A 19,424-nucleotide genomic window follows, 5' to 3' on the forward strand; every position below is an offset into this window, starting at 1 on the left:
GCCGTCCCGAGACTGCGATGAGCAACGAGGCCGGCGCACTCGATGCGCCCCCGGAGGGCCTGGATGCCGTGCTGCCCGACGTGGTCGACCAGGTGGCGCTGGCGCGCCTGTACGGTGAGCCGCTGTTCGACCTGCCGCGCGACCTGTACATCCCACCAGACGCGTTGCAGGTCTTCCTAGAGGCCTTCGAGGGCCCGCTGGACCTGCTGCTCTACCTGATCCGCAAGCAGAACTTCAACATCCTCGACATCCCGATGGCGGCGGTGACCCGCCAGTACCTGAGCTACGTCGACGAGATCCGCGCCAGCAACCTCGAACTGGCGGCCGAGTACCTGCTGATGGCGGCCATGCTGATCGAGATCAAGTCGCGCATGCTGCTGCCGCCCAAGAAGACGGCCGAGGGCGAAGAGGCCGAAGACCCGCGCGCCGAGCTGGTGCGCCGGCTGCTCGAATACGAACAGATGAAGCTGGCCGCCCAGCGCCTGGCCGAAGTACCGCAGTACGGCCGCGATTTCCTGCGCGCCCAGGTCTACGTCGAGCAGGCGCTGCAACCCCGCTTCCCCGATGTCAGTGCCCTGGATCTGCAGTCGGCTTGGCGCGACATCATGAAACGCGCCAAACTGGTCCAGCACCACAAGATCAGCCGCGAGGAACTGTCGGTGCGCGAGCACATGAGCATCGTGCTGCGCCACCTGCAGGGCCGCAAGTTCGTCGAGTTCGGCGAGCTGTTCGACACCACCCGCGGCCCGCAGGTCATGGTTGTCACCTTCATCGCCATGCTCGAACTGGCCAAGGAAACCCTGATCGAGCTGACCCAGGCCGAGGCCTTCGCGCCGATCTACGTCCGTCTGGCGTACACCCCTGCATCATGACCACCCACCATTTCGACGTCCTCATCATCGGCAGCGGACTCGCCGGCCTGACCGCCGCCCTCAAGCTGGCCCCCACCCACCGCGTGGCGGTCGTGACCAAACGCGGCATCTCGGACGGTTCCAGCAACTGGGCCCAGGGCGGCATCGCCGCCGTTCTGGCCGAAGGCGACAGCTACGCCTCGCATGTCGACGACACCCTGGTGGCCGGCGCCGGCCTGTGCGACCTGGAAGCCACCCAGTTCACGGTGGAGAACGCTCCGGCGGCCATCGCCTGGTTGCAGGAACTGGGCGTGCCCTTCTCCACCGAAAACGGCGAACTGCACCTGACCCGCGAGGGCGGCCACACCCACCGCCGCATCGTGCACGCCACCGACGCCACCGGCGCCGCCGTGCAGGCCACATTGAGCAGCCTGGCGCGCAAGACCCCCGGCATCACGTTCTTCGAGAACCACATGCTGGTGGACCTGATCACCGATGCCAAGCTGCCCGGACAGCAGCACGGCACCGCCACCCAGCGCTGCCACGGCGCCTATGTGCTGGACGTGGACCGCGACGAGGTCGAGACCTTCAGTGCGCCACACACCATCCTGGCCACCGGTGGCGCGGGCAAGGTCTACCTCTACACCACCAACCCGGACACCGCGACCGGCGACGGCATCGCAGCCGGCTGGCGCGCGGGCTGCCGGGTCGGAAACATGGAGTTCATCCAGTTCCACCCGACCTGCCTGTACCACCCGCACGTCAAGAACTTCCTCATCACCGAGGCCGTGCGCGGCGAGGGCGGCCAGCTCAAGCTGCCGCCCCACCTGGGCGGCCACCGCTTCATGCCCGACCACGACCCGCGCGCTGAACTGGCGCCGCGCGACATCGTGGCCCGGGCCATCGACTACGAGATGAAGAAGCACGGCCTGGACTGCGTGCACCTGGACATCTCGCACAAGAGCCCGGAGTTCCTGAAGGAGCATTTCCCCAACATCCTGGCGCGCTGCGCCGAGCTGGGCATCGACATCACGAAGGAGCCGATCCCGGTCGTGCCAGCCGCGCACTACACCTGCGGCGGCGTGGTGACCGATCTGGCCGGCCGCACCGACATCGAAGGCCTGTACGCGGTGGGCGAGACCACCTGCACCGGCCTGCACGGCGCCAACCGCCTGGCCAGCAACTCGCTGGTCGAGTGCATGGTGTTCGCCCAGGCCGCGGTCAAGGCCATCCACACCGCCACCACAACGTCCCGGCCCGAGATTCCCCTGTGGGACGCCAGCCGCGTCACGGACGCCGACGAACAGGTGGTGATCTCGCACAACTGGGACGAGCTGCGCCGCTTCATGTGGGACTATGTGGGCATCGTGCGCACCAACAAGCGGCTGGAGCGCGCGGCCCACCGGATTGCCCTGCTGCAGGGCGAAATCCAGGAGTTCTACGCCCAGTTCCACGTCACGCGCGACCTGCTGGAGTTGCGCAACCTGGTCCAGGTGGCCGACCTGATCGTGATGTCGGCCATGCTGCGCCGGGAAAGCCGCGGTCTGCACTACAGCCGCGACTACCCGGACAAGCTCCCGGAAGCCCGTCCGACCATCCTCGTTCCTCCCGCGCGCTGATCTTCCGCACCAGCAGTGGTGGTGAACGTCTCGCGCTACAGTAAGGGGATGATCACCGACCCCGGCAGCCTCGCCCCGCCTGCACCACAGGCCCATCCCGCCGCCAGCGCGGCGGCGGCGAGCTTTGCCGCGCTGCTGGGTCGGCTGGACTACCTGGGTGCGGCCGACATCGAGGCCATCCGGCGTGCCTACCGTTTCGCCGATGAGGCCCACCTGGGCCAGCTGCGCAAGAACGGCGATCCCTACATCACCCACCCGATTGCGGTGGCGGCCCAGTGCGCCGAATGGAAACTGGACGCCCAGGCGCTGATGGCGGCCCTGATGCACGACGCGATGGAAGACTGCGGTGTGAGCAAGGTCGAACTCGTTGAGCGCTTCGGCGCGCCGGTCGCGGACCTGGTCGATGGCCTGACCAAACTGGAGAAGCTGGCCTTCGACACCCGCGAACAGAACCAGGCAGAGTCCTTCCGCAAGATGCTGCTGGCGATGGCCAAGGACGTGCGGGTGATCCTGATCAAGCTGGCCGACCGCACCCACAACATGCGCACCATGGGCGACATGCCGCGCAACAAGTGGCAGCGCATCAGCAGCGAGACACTGGAGATCTACGCCCCGATCGCGCACCGCCTGGGTCTGAACTTCACCTACCGCGAGCTGCAGGACCTCTCGTTCCGCTTCCTGCACCCCTGGCGCTACGAGGTGCTGTCCAAAGCGCTGAACAAATCCCGCAACCGCCGCAAGGACCTCATCGCCCGCGTGCAGAAAGAGGTGGAAGGCGCGTTTGCCCGCCACGGCATGCAGGTGCGCATCGTCGGTCGGGAAAAGACGCTCTATTCCGTCTACCGGAAGATGGACAGCAAGCACCTGTCGTTCTCGCAGGTGACCGACATCTACGGCTTCCGCATCGTGGTGCCCGAGCTGACCGACTGCTACACCGGCATGGGCCTGCTGCACCAGCTCTACAAGCCGGTGCCCGGCAAGTTCCGCGACTATGTGGCCATACCCAAGGTCAATGGCTACCAGTCGCTGCACACGACCCTGATCGGACCCTTCGGCACCAACATCGAGTTCCAGCTGCGCACCCACGCGATGGACGTGGTGGCCGAGTCCGGCGTCGCAGCCCACTGGCTCTACAAGGCCAACGAACCCAACAGCGACACCACCCAGCGCCTGGGCACACAGTGGCTGCAGTCCCTGCTGGACATCCAGCAGGAAACGCACGATGCCAGCGAGTTCTGGGACCACATCAAGATCGACCTGTTCCCCGACGCGGTCTATGTGTTCACGCCGCAGAGCAAGATCCTCGCGCTGCCGCGCGGTGCCACGGTGATGGACTTCGCCTACGCCATCCACAGCGGCGTGGGCAACCGCGCCGTGGGCGCCCGCATCAACGGCGAACAACGCCCGCTGCGCACAGAACTCGCCAACGGCGACGTGGTGGAGATTCTCACCAGCGAGTCCGCCGAGCCCAACCCGGCCTGGCTGTCCTTCGTCAAGACCGGTCGCGCGCGCTCCAAGATCCGGCACCACCTCAAGACGCTCGCACAGGAAAAGACACATCTGCTCGGTGAGCGCATGCTGGCGCAGGCACTGCGCTCCGAAGGCATCGCCCAACTCCCCGATGCCAGTGGCGAGCACAAGGCCACCTGGGACAAGCTGCTGCGTTTCACCGGCACCAAGTCGCGCGAGGAACTGCTGTCGGACATCGGCATGGGCAAGCGCATCGCCAGCATGGTGGGCAAGAAGCTCGCCGTGCTGCTGGCCGAAACCGGGCTCAAACCCGACGCGGTGCTCATCAGCACCGAGCGCTACGCCGCCGGTGAGGACGGCTCGGTTTCCCAGGGGGTCGTCAGTCTGGATGGCAGCGAAGGCCTGTCGGTCCAGTTCGCGCGCTGCTGCCAGCCGATCCCGGGCGACCGCATCGTGGGCTACCTTGGCCGCGGCGAGGGACTGACGGTGCACACCGAAGACTGTCCCACCGGCAAGCGCCTGCTGGCGCGCGACGGTGAGCGGTTCCTCCAGGTCGAATGGGCCGATGAGCCCACGCGCCCGTTCGATACCACCGTGGTGGTCACCGTGACCAACGGCAAGGGGGTTCTGGCTCGCGTGGCCTCCGCCATCGCCTCGGCCGAGGCGGACATCACCCACGTGGACATGGGCGACGAGCCCGCACAGACGGCCACCGACATCCGCTTCTCCGTGGCCGTGCGCGACCGGGTACACCTTGCCGAAGTGCTGCGCAGCCTCAAGCGGACCACCTCGGTGATCAAGGCGCAGCGACTCCGCGCCAATTGAACGGCCGCATCAGCCCCCGGGCGCGGGATAGCTGACCGAAAGGATTTCCAGCTCCTGGCTTCCTCCGGGCACCACCAGCCGAACCAGATCACCCACTCGCGCCTTCAGCAGAGCGCGGGCCACGGGAGACACCCAGCTGATCTCGCCGCGGGAGCTGTCTGCCTCGTCCACGCCGAGAATGGTCACCGTGGTCTCCCTGCCCTCATCGTCCGCATAGGTCACGGTGGCACCGAAAAACACCTGGTCGCCGCCATGGTGCTGCGAGCAGTCCACCACCTCGGCGACTTCAAGCCGGCGCGTGAGAAAGCGGATGCGCCGGTCGATTTCGCGCAGGCGCTTCTTGCCATACAGATAGTCGCCGTTCTCGGACCGGTCTCCGTTGCTGGCGGCCCAGTGAACGATCTCGACGATGCGGGGCCGCTCGTCGTCGATCAGCGCCATCAACTCGGTCCGCAGCCGGTCGTAACCCGCTCGGGTGATGTAGTTCACCCCGGTCGGCAGCACCACCGGTTCGGGCAGTTCGTCGTCTGCGTCGGAGTCGGTTTCGCGGGTGAATGCTTTGCTCATGAAGGAACGGCCCGGGGAGAACGCTTCGGAGCGAAAAAGAAAAAAGCCCGCAGCTTGTGGCTGCGGGCTTTTCATTTGGTGCGGCTGGCAGGAATCGAACCCACGACCCCTTGGTTCGTAGCCAAGTACTCTATCCAGCTGAGCTACAGCCGCGAAGACATGCATTGTAGCACGGTTTTTTTGGTAGGCCGTGTTGGGCTTGAACCAACGACCAAAGGATTATGAGTCCTCTGCTCTGACCAACTGAGCTAACGGCCCGACGAGGCCCGCATTGTAGGGCGCAGTAACGCCCTGCTCATTTGTGGCTCAGGGCGTTGCTCACCAGCTTGGCGGTCACGTCGACGATCTGGATCATGCGGTCGTACGGCATGCGCTGCGGGCCGATGACGCCCAGCGTGCCCACCACCTGACCATCCACCTCGTAGGGCGCCGTGACGACCGACAGGTCTTCAAATGGCACGACATGGCTTTCGCCACCGATGTAGATGCGCACACCATCGGCCTGTGAAGACACGTCGAGCAGGCGGATCAGCTGGGTCTTCTGCTCGAACAGGTCGAACAGCTGGCGAAGATGCCCCATGTCGCTGGAAAACTCGCTCACCGACAGCAGGTTGCGCTCGCCCGAGACCACCACCTCCTCACGCTCGGCGCTTGCGTCGGCCCCGATGTCCACAGCGGCCTGCATCAGCGCCGCGATCTCCCCCCGCAAGGCCTCGACCTCGTTGCGCAGCCGCGCCCGCACTTCTTCCATCGTCAGGCCGGCGTAGTGGGCATTGAGGAAGTTGGCCGCCTCCAGCAACTGCGACTGGGTGAAGTTCGCCTGTGTGTGGATGATGCGGTTCTGCACATCCCCGTCCGGCGACACAAGGATCACCAGCACGCGGCGCTCCGACAGGCTCAGGAATTCGATGTGCCGGAACACCGAAGCGCGCCGCGGCGCCATCACCACACCCACGTACTGCGACAGGCTGGAAAGCATCTGGGCGGCGTGGCTGATGACGCGCTGCGGCTGAGCGCCCGCCTCGATGCCGGTGGCGCCGATGTTCTCTGCACCCGAAATGTCCTCGCGCCGCACGGTGAGCATGGTGTCCACGAACAGCCGGTAGCCTCTGGCGGTGGGGATGCGCCCGGCCGAGGTGTGGGGGCTGGCGATGAGCCCCAGTTCCTCCAGGTCGCTCATCACGTTGCGGATGGTCGCCGGGGAGAGCTCCATGCCGGCCGCCTTGGCCAGCGTACGGGAACCGACAGGTTGGCCGTCGGCGATGTAGCGCTCGACCAAGGTCTTGAGCAGAAGTTTGGATCGGTCGTCCAGCATGGCCCCATTTTACGGACGGTGCCACCCGAAAACAGGGAATGAGGACAAGGGTTTCCGGGGGGCCGACTGCCCTTTCCCCCTATGTTGTAATTTGCACATGACCCAGCCAGACACCCGCCGCCACGAGGCCTCTGCGCCGAAGCGCCACCTGCGATTCGCCCATGTGGCCATCGTCGGCAAGTACCAGGCACCCGGCTCTGGCAAGGTGGTCGAGACACTGGCCGAGTTCCTGCATGACGAAGGATGCGACGTCTCGCTGGAGCGGGACACCGCGCTCAACACCGGCCTGCTGCAATACCCGGCGCTGGACGTCCCTGCCATGGGCCGGTCCATCGACCTGGCGCTGGTGCTCGGCGGCGACGGCACCATGCTGGGCATTGGTCGGCAACTGGCCCGCTATGGCGTGCCCCTGGTGGGCATCAACCAGGGGCGCCTGGGTTTCATCACAGACATTCCACTGGGCGCCTACCAGGACAACCTGCGGGCCATCCTGCGCGGCGAGTTCGAGGAAGACCCCAGGTCGCTGCTGGCGGCCAGCGTCTGGCGCGACGGCCGCTGCGTGTTCGAGGCGACGGCACTGAACGATGTGGTCGTCAACCGGGCCGGCGTGGCCAGCATGATCGAACTGCGGGTGGAGGTGGACGGTCATTTCGTGGCCAACCAGCGCGCCGACGGTCTGATCATCGCCACCTCCACCGGATCCACCGCTTACGCGCTGTCGGCCGGTGGCCCGCTGCTGCACCCGTCTGTGGGCGGCTGGATCATGGTGCCGATTGCACCGCACACGCTGTCCAACCGGCCCATCGTGCTGCCCTCGCACTGCGAAGTGGCGGTCGAGATCGTCTCGGGCAAGGACGCCAGCGCCAACTTCGACATGCAGTCACTCACCAGCCTGCTCCACGGTGACCGCATCGTCGTGCGCCGCTCGGAACACACGCTGCGGCTGCTGCATCCGTTGGGCTGGAGCTACTTCGACACCCTGCGCAAGAAGCTGCACTGGAACGAGGGCGCCTGAGAGCGGTCAAAATAGCCGCCTTCCTTTCGTTTGTTCCGAAGCCATGAGCCTCCGACGCATCGTCTTGCGTGACTTCGTCATCGTGCCCTCGCTGGACCTCGATCTGGACCAGGGCTTCAACGTGCTCACCGGCGAAACCGGTGCCGGCAAGTCGATCCTCATCGACGCTTTGCAGCTGGCACTCGGTGCGCGCGCCGACAGCGGCGTGGTGCGCGAAGGCGCCACGCGCTGCGAGATCGCCGCCGAATTCGACCTGCCTGCTTCTCTGCGGCCCTGGCTGGATGAGCAGGGCTTTGCCGCTGCCGACGACAGCCTGCTGCTGCGCCGCACCGTCGACACCGAAGGGCGCAGCCGCGGCTGGATCAACGGCAGCGCGGCCACGATGGCCCAGCTCAAGGCCCTGGCCGATCACCTTGTCGACATCCACGGTCAGCACGCCTGGCAGAGCCTGACGCGCGCAGAAGCCGTGCGCGGCCTGCTGGACGCTTACGCCGGCGTCGACGCTACGGCGGCGGCGTCGCTATGGTCCGACTGGCGCCAGGCCCGCAAGGCGCTGGAGAGTGCGGCCGAGCGCCAGAACACACTGCAGCAGGAAAGCGAGCGACTGGCCTGGCAGATCGGTGAACTCGACAAGCTGCAGCCCCAACCCGGCGAATGGGAAGACATCAACGCGCAGCACAGCCGCCTGGCCAATGCGCAGGGCCTGATGGACGCAGCACGCGAAGCCGCTGCGGCACTGGACGATGAGGACAGCAGCGCCGCGTCGCTGATCCACCGGGCGCTGTCCGCGCTGCAGGCGCAGGCCCACCTGGAACCGGCCTTCAACGACGCCATCGAGGCGCTGCAGGCGGCCCTGGCCCAGGTGCAGGACACGGTGCACAGCCTGCACCACTACGCACGCCACACCGATCTGGACCCATCGGGGCTGGAGGCACTGGATCAGCGCCTGTCGCAATGGATGTCGCTGGCCCGCCGCTACCGCCGGCCGCCCGAAGAGCTGGCCGAGTTGCTCGCGGGCTGGAAGCAGGAGCTCGAAAGCGTCGACCAGGCCATGGATCTGGACGCCCTGCGCGCGGCGGAGCGCAAGGCCTGGGGCGCTTTCGAGGTTGAAATCAAGCGCCTGGGCAAGCTGCGCCAGCAGGCGGCGCCCAAGCTGTCCCGGGCGGTCACCGAGGCCATGCAGACCCTGGGCATGCAGGGAGGCCGTTTCGAGGTGGGCCTGCAGAAGCTGGAAGAACCGCAGGCGCACGGCTGGGAACAGGTCGAGTTCCTGGTGGCGGGTCATGCCGGCGTGAGCCCGCGCCCGGTCGGCAAGGTGGCCTCGGGCGGTGAGCTCTCGCGCATTGCCCTGGCGATCTCGGTGGTCACCAGCCGGCTGGGGCAGGCACCGACCCTGATCTTCGACGAGGTCGACTCGGGCATCGGTGGTGCCGTGGCGCACACCGTGGGGCAACTGCTGCGCCAGCTGGGCCGCGACCGCCAGGTGCTGGCCGTCACCCACCTGCCCCAGGTCGCTGCCTGCGGGGACCACCACCTGCTGGTGAGCAAGCGCCAGAGCGGTTCGGTCACGCACAGCACCGTCACCCCGATCACGCACGAACAACGTGTGAGCGAACTGGCGCGCATGCTCGGAGGCAACGACCGCTCGGAAGTGTCGCTGGCACACGCCCGAGAACTGCTGACCGCATGAACACGCCGGACCCCGCCCAACCCCTCAAGCCGATTGAGCTGGTGCTGATCACCGGCATGTCCGGCTCGGGCAAATCGATCGCCCTGACCGCGCTGGAAGACCTCGGCTACTACTGCGTCGACAACCTGCCGCCCGAGTTGCTGGCCTCGTTCATCGCCCTGGAGCAGAGCCACCGTGCCAGCAAGGTGGCGATTGCGATGGACGTGCGCAGCGCGGCCTCGCTGCCCGGGCTGCCCGCGCGCCTGGCCGAGATCCGGCACCAGCCCGGGCAGGATGTCCACCTCACCACGGTGTTCCTGGACGCTACCACCGACACGCTGGTGCGGCGCTTCTCCGAAACGCGCCGCCGCCACCCGCTGTCGCTCAAGCCGTCCAACGACGAGCACCGGGCGCTCACGGACGCCATCGAATATGAGCGCGAGCTGCTGTCGGAGCTGCGCGACCGCGCCCAGGTGCTCGACACCAGCCTGATCCGGCCGGCACAACTGCGCAGCCACATCAAGGAGCTGATCGGCGCCCAGCAGGCCCCGCTCACCCTGGTGTTCGAGTCGTTCGCCTTCAAGCGCGGCATTCCGATGGACGCCGATTTCGTGTTCGACGTGCGCATGCTGCCCAACCCGCACTACGAACCCGACCTGCGCCCGCTTACCGGACGAGACGAGCCCGTGGCGGCCTTCCTGGCGCGCCATGCCGAAGTGACGGCGATGCAAGAGCAGATCGACACCTTCCTGCGCCACTGGCTGCCGCACATGCTCGACGATCACCGGAGCTACGTCACCGTGGCCATCGGGTGCACGGGTGGACAGCACCGGTCGGTGTACCTCGTGGAACGCCTGGCCAAGGCCTTTTCCAGCGCCTGGTCCACGCGGCTGCGCCACCGCGAAATCGATGGCTGGCCCACGCCACCGGCGCGCTCCGCTTCAGCCAGCCCCTGACCGAGCCTCAGTCGGGAAGCTGCAGCAGCAGGCTTCGAACCGGCGCGGGCAGACCAACGTCGCTCAGTTGCTCCATCGGCACCCAGCGACCGTTCGGGATCACCGGCTCCGCCGCGCCCGGAACAAGATCGACCAGCACCGGATGCAGCCGCAGCTCGCGGTGGGTGAGCGCATGGGCCAGCGCAGGCAGGTGCCGGGCCGCTCCCGCGTGCTCACCCGCCACCGCCAGCGCCTGGGCGTCGTCTCCAGCCACCGGCACACAGTGCAGGCCTGCCCAGATGCCGCGCGGCGGCCGCCGCTCCAGCCAGATGGACAACTGCCCCGCCTCGGTCTTGCGCAATACCAGCAGCCACCAGCTCTCGTGTCGACGTGCGACCCGCTTCGTCTTCACCGGGAACCGGTCGGTGGTGCCTGATCGGCGCGCCTCGCAGAGCGCAGCCACAGGGCAGCGTTCGCAGGCGGGCTGCCGGAGCGTGCACACACCGGCCCCCAGATCCATGAGGCCCTGGGTATAGGCCACCATGTCGTCCGCCGAAGGGCGCTCGGGCAACAGCGACTGGGCCAGTTGCCACAGCTCCCGTTGGGCTCGGGCCTGTGAGAGATCCCCCTCGAAGGCCAGCAGGCGGCTGAGCACCCGACGCACGTTGCCATCGGCAATGGACACCCGTTCACCGTGACAGAAAGCCGCAATCGCCGCGGCGGTGGAATCCCCGATGCCAGGCAGGGTGGCCAGCACCGACGACGTGGCAGGGAAGCTCCCTCCGTGCTCGGACACCACGGTGCAGGCACAGCGGTGCAGGTTGCGGGCGCGACTGTAGTACCCCAGCCCGCTCCACATGGACATCACCTCGTCCTCGGATGCCGCGGCGAGGGCATGCACATCGGGAAACCGGTCGAGGAAGCGCGGGTAGTAGCCCAGGACGGTGCTCACCTGGGTCTGCTGCAGCATGATTTCGGACAACCACACGCGGTAGGGATCGCGGGTGCCCTGCCAGGGCAGGCCATGCCGCCCGTCGCGTCGCTGCCATTGCACCAGGGCCGGCGCAAAACCGGCGCTCACCGGGCCTGAAACCTTCATGCCTCGACGACTTCGGCCTGGGCTGCCTCGGGAGATTCCAGCAACTGGCCTGTCAGCTCCACCAGCTTGGCGTCGACCAGGTTGAGATCGGCCTGCTGGGACTGCAACTCGCGAATCCGCTCGTCCAGCCCGCTGGCGGCCTGCTGGATGCGCGACACCGCCTCAATGCGTCGACTGAAGTTGCGGCGGCGCTCGCGCAGTTGGGCATCCAGCTGGGCCGCGGCCGACTTGTTCCACAGTTCCACGGCGTTGACCGCCGTGTCGTAGACCACCCGCAACCGGCTCATCAGCGCCCGCGCCAGGCGCTCGCCGAACTCGGGCTGGGCGAGCCGCAGGGCGTTGCCCAGACTGAGGTACTGCAGGTGGCTCTTTTCAATGAGCTCCAGGTCTTTCAGGTACTGCTGAAGCTGCGGCGGCGTGGGCGGCTGCAGGGAGAAGCCGTACTCGGCGTTGAGCCCCTTGAAACTGCCTTCGAGCATCGACTGGATTTCAGACGCAAGCTGATCTGCCTTCAGAAGGTCGGCCCTCAGGAGTTCGAAGGTGTGCCCGTAGGCACGGCGCACGCCCAGCTTGATGCCGGGCTGCTTCAGTGCCCGCGCCAGTTCCGTCACCCGCGACTTGAGATGGGAGTGTCCAAGCAGCGAGAACAGGTGCTTGAGCAGCCGCAGATGCACCGAGCGCACGGCCTGGATCTTGGCCCCACTGGCATCGAACTCGGCCTGCTCCTGTTCGATGCGCAGCCGCATCTGCTTGATCACCCCGGCGTTCTTGCCGCGCAGGCCTTCGAGTTCCTGGACCTGCTCGACCAGGTCACGGGCACGGGTGTGCACCAGACGCCCGGTCTCCTGGCGCAGAGCCTGCATCGCGCTGGCCACCGCCGCGCCCAGAATCCGGCGGCGCTGGCCCAGCAGGTCGACGCCCAGCGCGGTTTCCAGTTCCATCAGGTTGCTCGCCTGCAGCAGGCGTTCGTCCCGGCTGACCTTGGCCAGCAACCCCTTCTGTGCGGACACCGCGATCACCTGCAGCGGCGACAGACCCAGCACATCGGCCGATTCGGTGCGCTGTGCGGCGATCTGCAGCTGCACCTGCTCGGGGGTGCTCAGCGCGTCCCACATCGTGTCGATCTTGTTGAGCACCACCAGCCGGCTGGCCTGGCCTTCGGGGAGCCCGGCGATGTGCTGGCGCCAGATGGCGAGGTCCGATTTGGTCACGCCGGTGTCCGCCCCTAGGATGAACACCACGGCGTGCGCCTGGGGCAGCAGGCTCACCGTCAACTCCGGCTCGGCTCCGATCGCGTTCAGCCCCGGTGTGTCCAGAATCACCAGCCCCTGCTTGAGCAGCGGGTGGGCCATGTTGATCAGCGCATGCCGCCACTTGGGCACCTCGATCATCCCGTCGGAGCCCATCACAGGGTTGTCGTCCGGCAACTCATCGTTCCAGAAACCCAGCGCGGTCGCTTCCGAACGGGTCACCCGGCGCACCTCGGCCACCTTCTGGATGGCGCGGGCCAGCTGCTGGGGATCGTTGACGTCCAGATCAACCCGCTCCCACTTGTCCGGCGCGTTGCGCCATTCCAGCAGTGATTTGGACTGCAAACGGGTCTCGATGGGCAACAGGCGCAGGCAGGGCGGGACTTCCGAGTCGTAGCCCAGCTCGGTGGGGCACATGGTGGTGCGGCCCGCACTGGCCGGCATGATCCGGCGTCCGTAGCCCGCGAAAAACACCGCGTTGATCAGTTCGGACTTGCCCCGCGAGAACTCGGCCACGAACGCAACCATGATCTTGTCGTTGCGGACCTGCGCGTGCAGCTGGTCCAACCGCTCGCGAACCCCTGCCTCCAGCAACTCGTGGTCCTGCAGCCATTCGGACATGAGCTTGAGGCGCAACGCAAACTGCCTGCGCCAGACGCCGTGGTCGTCGAATTCCTGGTTGAAGCTCATGGGCCGGTGGGGGAGTGAATCCATTCAATATAGCATCGCGCCCGTCTCGCTCACGGCTTCTGGCAACGGGGACAGAAATAGGTCGAGCGTTGTCCCTGGCGCAGCTGCCGTATCGGGGTGCCACACGCCCTGCAGGGCTGCCCCTCCCGACCGTAGACCATGGCGTCCATCTGAAAGTAGCCGCTCTGGCCATCTGCGCTGGAAAAATCGCGCAGCGTGCTGCCCCCCAGCGCCAGCGCGCGCTGGAGCACATGGACGATCGCCCCATGCAGGCGGGTCGCGCGCGGGCGGCTCAGGCGGTCGGCGCGGACCGTCGGACGAATGCCGGCCATGAACAAGGCCTCGGAAGCGTAGATGTTGCCCACGCCGACCACCACATCACCGGCCAGAAGCACCTGCTTGATACTGGCACGCCGCTGTTGCAAGGCCATGTGAAACCCGACCGGCTCGAACCCGGGCTCCAGAGGCTCGACCCCCAGCCCGTCCAGCAGCTTGCGGGCCCGCGGATCCTCCATCGAGTCGACCAGCACCACGGCACCAAACCGCCGGGGATCGTGCAGACGCAGCACGCCCCGGGAGGTGTGAAGCTCGAAATGATCGTGAACACCCCGCTCGGGCAGCTCGCTGGCGAACTGAAGGCTACCGGACATGCCCAGATGAACGAGCAGCACCCCCTGATCCAGGTGAATCAGCAGGTACTTCCCGCGACGCCCGACCGCCAGGACATGGCGGCCGGTCAGCATCGTGGGATCGACCCCCAAAGGCCAACGCAGGGGTTTGCCCATCAGCGCAGCCCGGATCTCCGCGCCAGCGATGCGGTCAGCAAAGCTGCGGCGGGTGACCTCGACTTCGGGCAGTTCAGGCATGGCTTGGTGATTTCTGACGGTGAAGGGAACGCCCGACCGGGCACCGGAATCCCAGACCTGCCGACCTGGACCCTTCCATTATCATGAGCTCGATGAATACTCCGCCCGACCGCAGCCACCACAGCCCGCAACGTCGGAGCATCCGGACAGTACAACAAGCAGTGCTGTGTCTCGGCCTCCTGGCGGGTCTGCCGACCTTGGCGCTGGCCCAGGACAGTCCACCTGCAGAGCCTCCGGCGGCCAACTCCGCGCTTTCTGCTCCTTTGTTCTATCAGCTGCTGCTCGGAGAGCTCAATGTGTCCTCCGGTGAGCCCGGCACCGGTTACTCGCTGATCCTGGACGCTGCCCGCAAGCAGAACGACCCCGACCTGTTCCGCCGAGCCGTGGAAATTGCCCTGCAGGCCCGTTCGGGCGACGCGGCGCTGGCAGCAGCGCGCGCATGGTCGCAGGCCATCCCGGTTTCACCCGAGGCCGACCGCTTCGAACTCGAGATTCTGCTGGCGCTCAACCGCGTGGGCGAAACCGGTCCGGTTCTGCGCCGCCTGCTCGACCAGGCCCCTGCCGCATCCCGCAACGACGCCATCAACGGAATCCCCCGCATCTACGGACGGGTGGCGGACAAGGCTGCCGCCCTTCAGGTGGTGCGCGAAGCCCTCGCTCCAGCGATCAAACAGGGACCGCATGCCGCAGCGGCATGGACCACGATCGGCGCCATGGAGCTGGGCAACAACCAGCCCACCCAGGCGCTTACATCCGCCCAGAACGGGCACGCCGCCGACCAGTCCTCGCCATTTCCCGCCCTGCTCGCCCTGGACCTCATGGAACGCGGGCAGACTGCAGCGGAAGCCGTGGTTCGTGGCCAGCTGAAAGCCAGCCCACCGGTGGCGGGCAGTCCCGCCCCCGTGGCACTTGGCTATGCCCGAATCCTGTTCGATCTTCAGCGCCACGCAGAAGCGCGCAACCTGCTGGAAAACCTGACCCGCATCCAGCCCGAGGCCATGGAACCCTGGCTGCTGCTGGCAGCGCTGCAGGTGCAAGACAAACGCCTGCCCGCCGCCACGCAGTCCCTGCAGACCTACATGGGCCTGGCACGCCAGTCTGGTGACGAGCGGGCCGCGCGCGGCCTGACGCAGGCCTATCTGCTGATGGCCCAGATCGCCGAACAGCAGAAAGACTTTCAGGCGGCAAACGCCTGGCTGGACCGGATCGAGAACGCCGACGACATCATGGCAGCACAGATGCGCCGCGCCTCGCTGCTGGCCCACCAGGGGCAGATGGACCGTGCCCGGGCACTGTTGCGCAACCACCCCGAGCGGCGCCCCGAGGATGCGCGTCTGAAATTTGTGGCCGAGGCGCAGCTGTTGCGGGATTTCAAGCAATGGGAGCAGGCCTACGAGCTCTACGGCGAGGCGGTCATCCGGTTTCCGAAGGACAGCGACCTGATCTACGACCAGGCCATGATGGCGGAGAAGCTCAACCGCATCGACGACATGGAGCGCCTGTTCCGCCAGGTGATCGAACTCAAGCCTGACCACCACCATGCCTACAACGCACTGGGCTACTCTTTGGCCGATCGTGGCCTTCGCCTGACCGAAGCAAGGCAGCTGATCGAAAAAGCCGTGTCCATGGCGCCCGACGACGCCTACATCCAGGACAGCCTGGGCTGGGTGGAGTTCCGCGACGGCAACATCGCCCGAGCCCTGCAGATCCTGCAGGCCGCCTTTGACAAACGCCCCGATGCGGAAATCGCTGCCCACCTGGGCGAGGTGCTGTGGGTCAGCGGCGATAGGGACAAGGCCATGAAGATCTGGCGCGAGGGGCTGCTACTGGCCAGCGACAACGAGACGCTGCAAAACACCCTTCAGCGTCTGCGCGTCAAGCCATGACCAGGGCGGATCGTGGACGCCTCGCCCTTCTGGGTGTGGTGGCGATGACGCTTGCGGGTTGTGCAACCTCCCGACCGAAAGCGTCGAAGGACACCTCGTTCTGGAGCGGTCGCCTGGCGTTGACTGTTCACAGCGAGCCGCCGCAGTCGTATTCCGCCGGATTCGAACTTCGTGGAGCCCCTGCTGCGGGCGAACTGCAGCTGACCTCTCCGCTGGGAACGGTGCTGGCATCGGTGCACTGGTCGCCGCAGGGCGCCGAGCTGCGACAGGGCGTACAACTCACCCGCCGCCCCTCTCTGGACGAACTTACGGCGGACCTCGGAGGCACCCCCTTGCCCGTGGCCGCGCTCTTCGGCTGGCTGCAAGGTCAGACCGCCGATGCCAGTGGCTGGAATGCAGATCTCAGCCGCCACAGCGAAGGACGCGTGGTTGCGCGCCGGCTTCAACCCCTGCCCACGGCCGAACTGCGCCTGGTTTTCCAGCCATGACCCCAAAAACCGAACCGCTTCAACGCCTGGAGGGTGTGCCCGCCCCGGCCAAGCTGAACCTGTTCCTGCACGTCACGGGCCGCCGCGCCGATGGTTATCACCTCCTTCAGTCGGTGTTCATGCTGATCGACTGGGTGGACCTTCTGGACTTTGAGCTGCGCCCGGACGGCCGGATCAGCAGGGAAGACACCCTCCCCGGCCTGCCGCCTGAGGACCTGTGCGTCCGTGCTGCCCGGGCGCTCCAGGAAGCGACGGGGTGTACATTGGGCGTCCACATCCGTCTAGACAAGCGCATTCCTGCCGAAGCGGGTATGGGAGGCGGTTCCTCGGATGCAGCGACCTGCCTGCTCGCGCTCAACAGGCTCTGGGGGCTCGGACTGACACGGAGGGAACTCTCCAGAATCGGCCTGAAGCTGGGCGCCGACGTTCCGTTCTTCCTCGGCGGCCACAACGCCTGGGTCGAGGGCGTGGGTGAACAGCTCACCCCGGTGTCGCTGCCGTCCGCCCGCTTCGTGGTGGTCAAGCCACCCACCGGCGCGTCGACGCCCGCAATTTTCAGTTCGCCAGAACTTCAACGCGACACAAAAACTGCTATACTCCAAGGCTTTGCTGCAAACACCAATGCAGAACGGTTGAATAGCGATGCCCGCATCGCCTGCGATCTTCAGAAAATTCTGGATTTCGGACACAACGACCTGCAGCCGGTGGCACAGACACTGTGTCCCGACGTGGTGCGATGCCTGGAATGGCTGTCGGCCCGTGGTCTCCACGGACGGATGACCGGTTCTGGTACCGCGGTGTTTGCGCAATTGCCGCAGGCAACGGACCTTTCTGGCGCTCCAGCCGACTGGACGGTCCGTGAATGCAGCAACATGGATGCACATCCATTGCTGGACTGGTGTCCCGGGTAAAATCGGGTCGGTCAGCCCGGTCAACGGATGTGTGACCAGCGACATTTTTCGGGTGTTCGTGAAGCGCAAGCCTCACGAATGTCCTGAGTAGGGGAGTCGCCAAGTTGGTAAAGGCACCGGATTTTGATTCCGGCATGCGAGGGTTCGAGTCCTTCCTCCCCTGCCACCCATTTTTTTGAACCACACACCCAGCGGCCGCGCCGCTGTCGGCCAGCGCACTGGTCGTTGAAACAGCCGGGAACACCATGCAAGTTCAGCCCCCTGATTTCATGATCTTCACCGGCAATGCCAACCCGGTCCTCGCGGCCGAGATTGCCCAGCACCTCAACACCCAACTGGGTGCGGCCAATGTAGGTCGTTTCTCGGACGGAGAGGTCACGGTCGAGATCACCCAGAACGTGCGGGCTCGCGACGTGTTCGTGATCCAGTCGACCTGCGCGCCGACGAATGAGAACCTGATGGAACTCATCATCATGGTCGACGCGCTCAAACGGGCCTCCGCCGCACGCATCTCGGCCGTGATCCCCTACTTCGGGTATGCCCGCCAGGACCGCCGCCCGCGCTCCAGCCGTGTGCCGATCTCGGCCAAGGTCGTGGCCAATATGCTGCAGACCGTCGGTGTGAACCGGGTTCTGACCATGGACCTGCACGCCGACCAGATCCAGGGCTTCTTCGACATTCCGGTCGACAACATCTATGCCTCCCCGGTTCTGCTGGGCGACCTGCGCCAAAAGAACTACGAAGACCTGCTGGTGGTTTCGCCCGACGTCGGTGGCGTGGTGCGTGCCCGTGCGCTGGCCAAGCAGCTGGGCTGCGACATGGCCATCATCGACAAGCGCCGCCCCAAGGCCAACGTGTCGGAAGTGATGCACGTGATCGGCGACATCGAGGGCCGCAACTGCGTGATCATGGACGACATGATCGACACCGCCGGCACGCTGGTCAAAGCCGCCGAAGTGCTCAAGGAGCGGGGCGCCAAGCACGTCTACGCCTACTGCACGCACGCCATCTTCTCGGGACCGGCCATCGACCGCATCGCCAAGGGCTCGGCCCTGGACGAGGTTGTCGTGACCAACACCATCCCCCTGTCGCAGGCCGCCCAGGCCTGCGCCAAGATCCGCCAGCTCTCCGTGGCGCCTCTGATGGCCGAGACCATCGCGCGCATTGCCTCGGGCGAGTCGGTCATGAGTTTGTTCGCCGATCAGGACAACCTGTTCTGAGGCAACAAAAGCCAGGTCGTGCCATGTGGTGCGGCCTTTTTCAACCTGAGGCGTTCTGGTCGCGGAACCCCTCCACTGGAGTCAGTCATGCAATTCGTCGCTTTTGAGCGCGCCAAGCAGGGTACGGGTGCGAGCCGCCGTCTGCGCATCACCGGTCGCGCGCCCGGTATCGTTTTCGGTGGTGACACCGCGCCCGTGACGATCGAAGTCGATCACAACGCGCTGTGGCACGCCCTGAAGAAGGAAGCCTTCCACGCCTCCATCCTGGACATGGAGCTGGCCGGCAAGGTCCAGAAGGTTCTGCTGCGCGATGTGCAGTACCACCCCTACAAGCCGCAAGTCCTGCACGTGGACTTCCAGCGCGTGGACGAAAAGACCCGCCTGCACAAGAAGGTGCCGATCCACTTCGTGGGCGAAGAGAACTCGCCGGCTGTCAAGACCGACAAGTGCCTGGTCAACCACATCGTGACCGAGATCGAGATCGAATGCCTGGCCATGCAACTGCCGGAATTCATCGAGGTCGACCTCAGCTCCGCCGAAAAGGGTGCCACCATCCACACTGGCGACCTGAAGTTGCCCGCTGGCGTGAAGATCGTGACCCACGGCCGCAAGGACATCACCATCGCCACAGTCGTTGAGCCGGTGGAAGAAGTGGTGGCCGCTCCCGTGGTCGCTGCCGCCGACGACAAGAAGAAGGGCAAGGGCAAGAAGTAATTCTTGGTCCCCCTCTCAAAGGCCCGCTCCATGC

The 19,424-nt window shown here is 66.1% G+C and carries 16 protein-coding genes and 3 tRNA genes; 12 read left to right on the plus strand and 7 right to left on the minus strand.

The window, feature by feature from the left end; genetic code table 11:
* Positions 1–17: 17 nt before the first annotated feature.
* Genes BC358_RS19130 through BC358_RS19140 form a run of 3 tightly spaced genes read left to right on the plus strand, consistent with a single transcriptional unit; the run spans position 18 to position 4,765 of the window.
* Positions 18–872, plus strand: coding sequence for a ScpA family protein (locus tag BC358_RS19130; RefSeq protein ID WP_066149593.1), 855 nt, complete (start codon positions 18–20; stop codon positions 870–872).
* Complete coding sequence (gene nadB, locus BC358_RS19135) at positions 869–2,470, plus strand: L-aspartate oxidase (protein ID WP_079367044.1); 1,602 nt, start codon at positions 869–871, stop codon at positions 2,468–2,470. The genes BC358_RS19130 and nadB overlap by 4 nt, the downstream gene beginning before the upstream one ends.
* A 48-nt stretch (positions 2,471–2,518) precedes the next feature.
* The gene (locus tag BC358_RS19140) at positions 2,519–4,765 is read left to right on the plus strand and encodes a bifunctional (p)ppGpp synthetase/guanosine-3',5'-bis(diphosphate) 3'-pyrophosphohydrolase (protein ID WP_079367045.1); all 2,247 of its coding nucleotides are present in this window, start codon (positions 2,519–2,521) and stop codon (positions 4,763–4,765) included.
* A 9-nt stretch (positions 4,766–4,774) separates the two neighbouring features.
* On the opposite strand, the gene greB is transcribed toward BC358_RS19140, so the two are convergent.
* The 4 genes from greB to hrcA form a co-directional block, all read right to left on the minus strand.
* Positions 4,775–5,407, minus strand: coding sequence for a transcription elongation factor GreB (gene greB, locus BC358_RS19145; protein ID WP_079367046.1), 633 nt, complete (start codon positions 5,405–5,407; stop codon positions 4,775–4,777).
* 1 nt (position 5,408) lies between these two features.
* Positions 5,409–5,485, minus strand: a tRNA-Arg gene (locus BC358_RS19150).
* 28 nt (positions 5,486–5,513) lie between these two features.
* Positions 5,514–5,590, minus strand: a tRNA-Ile gene (locus tag BC358_RS19155).
* A 37-nt stretch (positions 5,591–5,627) separates the two neighbouring features.
* Entirely contained in the window at positions 5,628–6,647 is a 1,020-nt protein-coding gene (gene hrcA, locus BC358_RS19160) for a heat-inducible transcriptional repressor HrcA (RefSeq protein WP_066149581.1), read from the minus strand.
* Positions 6,648–6,744: 97 nt separating this feature from the next.
* Between hrcA and BC358_RS19165 the strand changes: the two genes are divergently transcribed.
* Genes BC358_RS19165 through rapZ form a run of 3 tightly spaced genes read left to right on the plus strand, consistent with a single transcriptional unit; the run spans position 6,745 to position 10,287 of the window.
* Positions 6,745–7,662 (plus strand): NAD kinase, encoded by a 918-nt coding sequence (locus tag BC358_RS19165; protein ID WP_066149577.1) that lies wholly within the window; start codon positions 6,745–6,747, stop codon positions 7,660–7,662.
* 43 nt (positions 7,663–7,705) lie between these two features.
* Positions 7,706–9,352 carry a DNA repair protein RecN gene (gene recN / locus BC358_RS19170; protein ID WP_079367047.1) on the plus strand — a complete coding sequence of 549 codons (1,647 nt, stop codon included), beginning with the start codon at positions 7,706–7,708 and terminating at the stop codon, positions 9,350–9,352.
* Positions 9,349–10,287 carry an RNase adapter RapZ gene (rapZ, locus tag BC358_RS19175; RefSeq protein ID WP_079367048.1) on the plus strand — a complete coding sequence of 313 codons (939 nt, stop codon included), beginning with the start codon at positions 9,349–9,351 and terminating at the stop codon, positions 10,285–10,287. The genes recN and rapZ overlap by 4 nt, the downstream gene beginning before the upstream one ends.
* A 7-nt stretch (positions 10,288–10,294) precedes the next feature.
* On the opposite strand, the gene mutY is transcribed toward rapZ, so the two are convergent.
* The 3 genes from mutY to mutM are packed head-to-tail and all read right to left on the minus strand — an operon-like array spanning position 10,295 to position 14,171.
* Complete coding sequence (gene mutY / locus BC358_RS19180) at positions 10,295–11,365, minus strand: A/G-specific adenine glycosylase (protein WP_079367049.1); 1,071 nt, start codon at positions 11,363–11,365, stop codon at positions 10,295–10,297.
* Entirely contained in the window at positions 11,362–13,305 is a 1,944-nt protein-coding gene (locus BC358_RS19185; protein ID WP_079367050.1) for a dynamin family protein, read from the minus strand. Before BC358_RS19185 ends, mutY begins: the two co-directional genes overlap by 4 nt.
* A gap of 50 nt (positions 13,306–13,355) precedes the next feature.
* A complete protein-coding gene (gene mutM / locus BC358_RS19190) occupies positions 13,356–14,171 on the minus strand; it encodes a bifunctional DNA-formamidopyrimidine glycosylase/DNA-(apurinic or apyrimidinic site) lyase (RefSeq protein ID WP_079367051.1) in 816 nt (271 codons plus the stop codon).
* A gap of 296 nt (positions 14,172–14,467) precedes the next feature.
* Between mutM and BC358_RS19195 the strand changes: the two genes are divergently transcribed.
* The 6 genes from BC358_RS19195 (at position 14,468) to BC358_RS19220 (ending at position 19,390) form a co-directional block, all read left to right on the plus strand.
* Positions 14,468–16,057, plus strand: coding sequence for a tetratricopeptide repeat protein (locus BC358_RS19195; RefSeq protein WP_256861583.1), 1,590 nt, complete (start codon positions 14,468–14,470; stop codon positions 16,055–16,057).
* On the plus strand, positions 16,054–16,545 hold the full coding sequence (locus BC358_RS19200; RefSeq protein WP_079367053.1) for a lipoprotein insertase outer membrane protein LolB: 492 nt from the start codon (positions 16,054–16,056) through the stop codon (positions 16,543–16,545). The genes BC358_RS19195 and BC358_RS19200 overlap by 4 nt, the downstream gene beginning before the upstream one ends.
* Positions 16,542–17,456, plus strand: coding sequence for a 4-(cytidine 5'-diphospho)-2-C-methyl-D-erythritol kinase (gene ispE, locus BC358_RS19205; RefSeq protein ID WP_079367054.1), 915 nt, complete (start codon positions 16,542–16,544; stop codon positions 17,454–17,456). Before BC358_RS19200 ends, ispE begins: the two co-directional genes overlap by 4 nt.
* A gap of 89 nt (positions 17,457–17,545) precedes the next feature.
* Positions 17,546–17,622: transfer RNA gene (locus BC358_RS19210), tRNA-Gln, on the plus strand.
* Positions 17,623–17,701: 79 nt separating this feature from the next.
* Positions 17,702–18,676: a ribose-phosphate pyrophosphokinase gene (locus BC358_RS19215; RefSeq protein WP_066149552.1), complete on the plus strand. Its 975-nt coding sequence runs from the start codon at positions 17,702–17,704 to the stop codon at positions 18,674–18,676.
* 87 nt (positions 18,677–18,763) lie between these two features.
* Entirely contained in the window at positions 18,764–19,390 is a 627-nt protein-coding gene (locus BC358_RS19220; RefSeq protein WP_066149549.1) for a 50S ribosomal protein L25/general stress protein Ctc, read from the plus strand.
* Positions 19,391–19,424 lie beyond the last annotated feature (34 nt).

Source organism: Hydrogenophaga sp. H7 (assembly GCF_002025745.1).
GTDB lineage: Bacteria > Pseudomonadota > Gammaproteobacteria > Burkholderiales > Burkholderiaceae_C > Hydrogenophaga > Hydrogenophaga pseudoflava.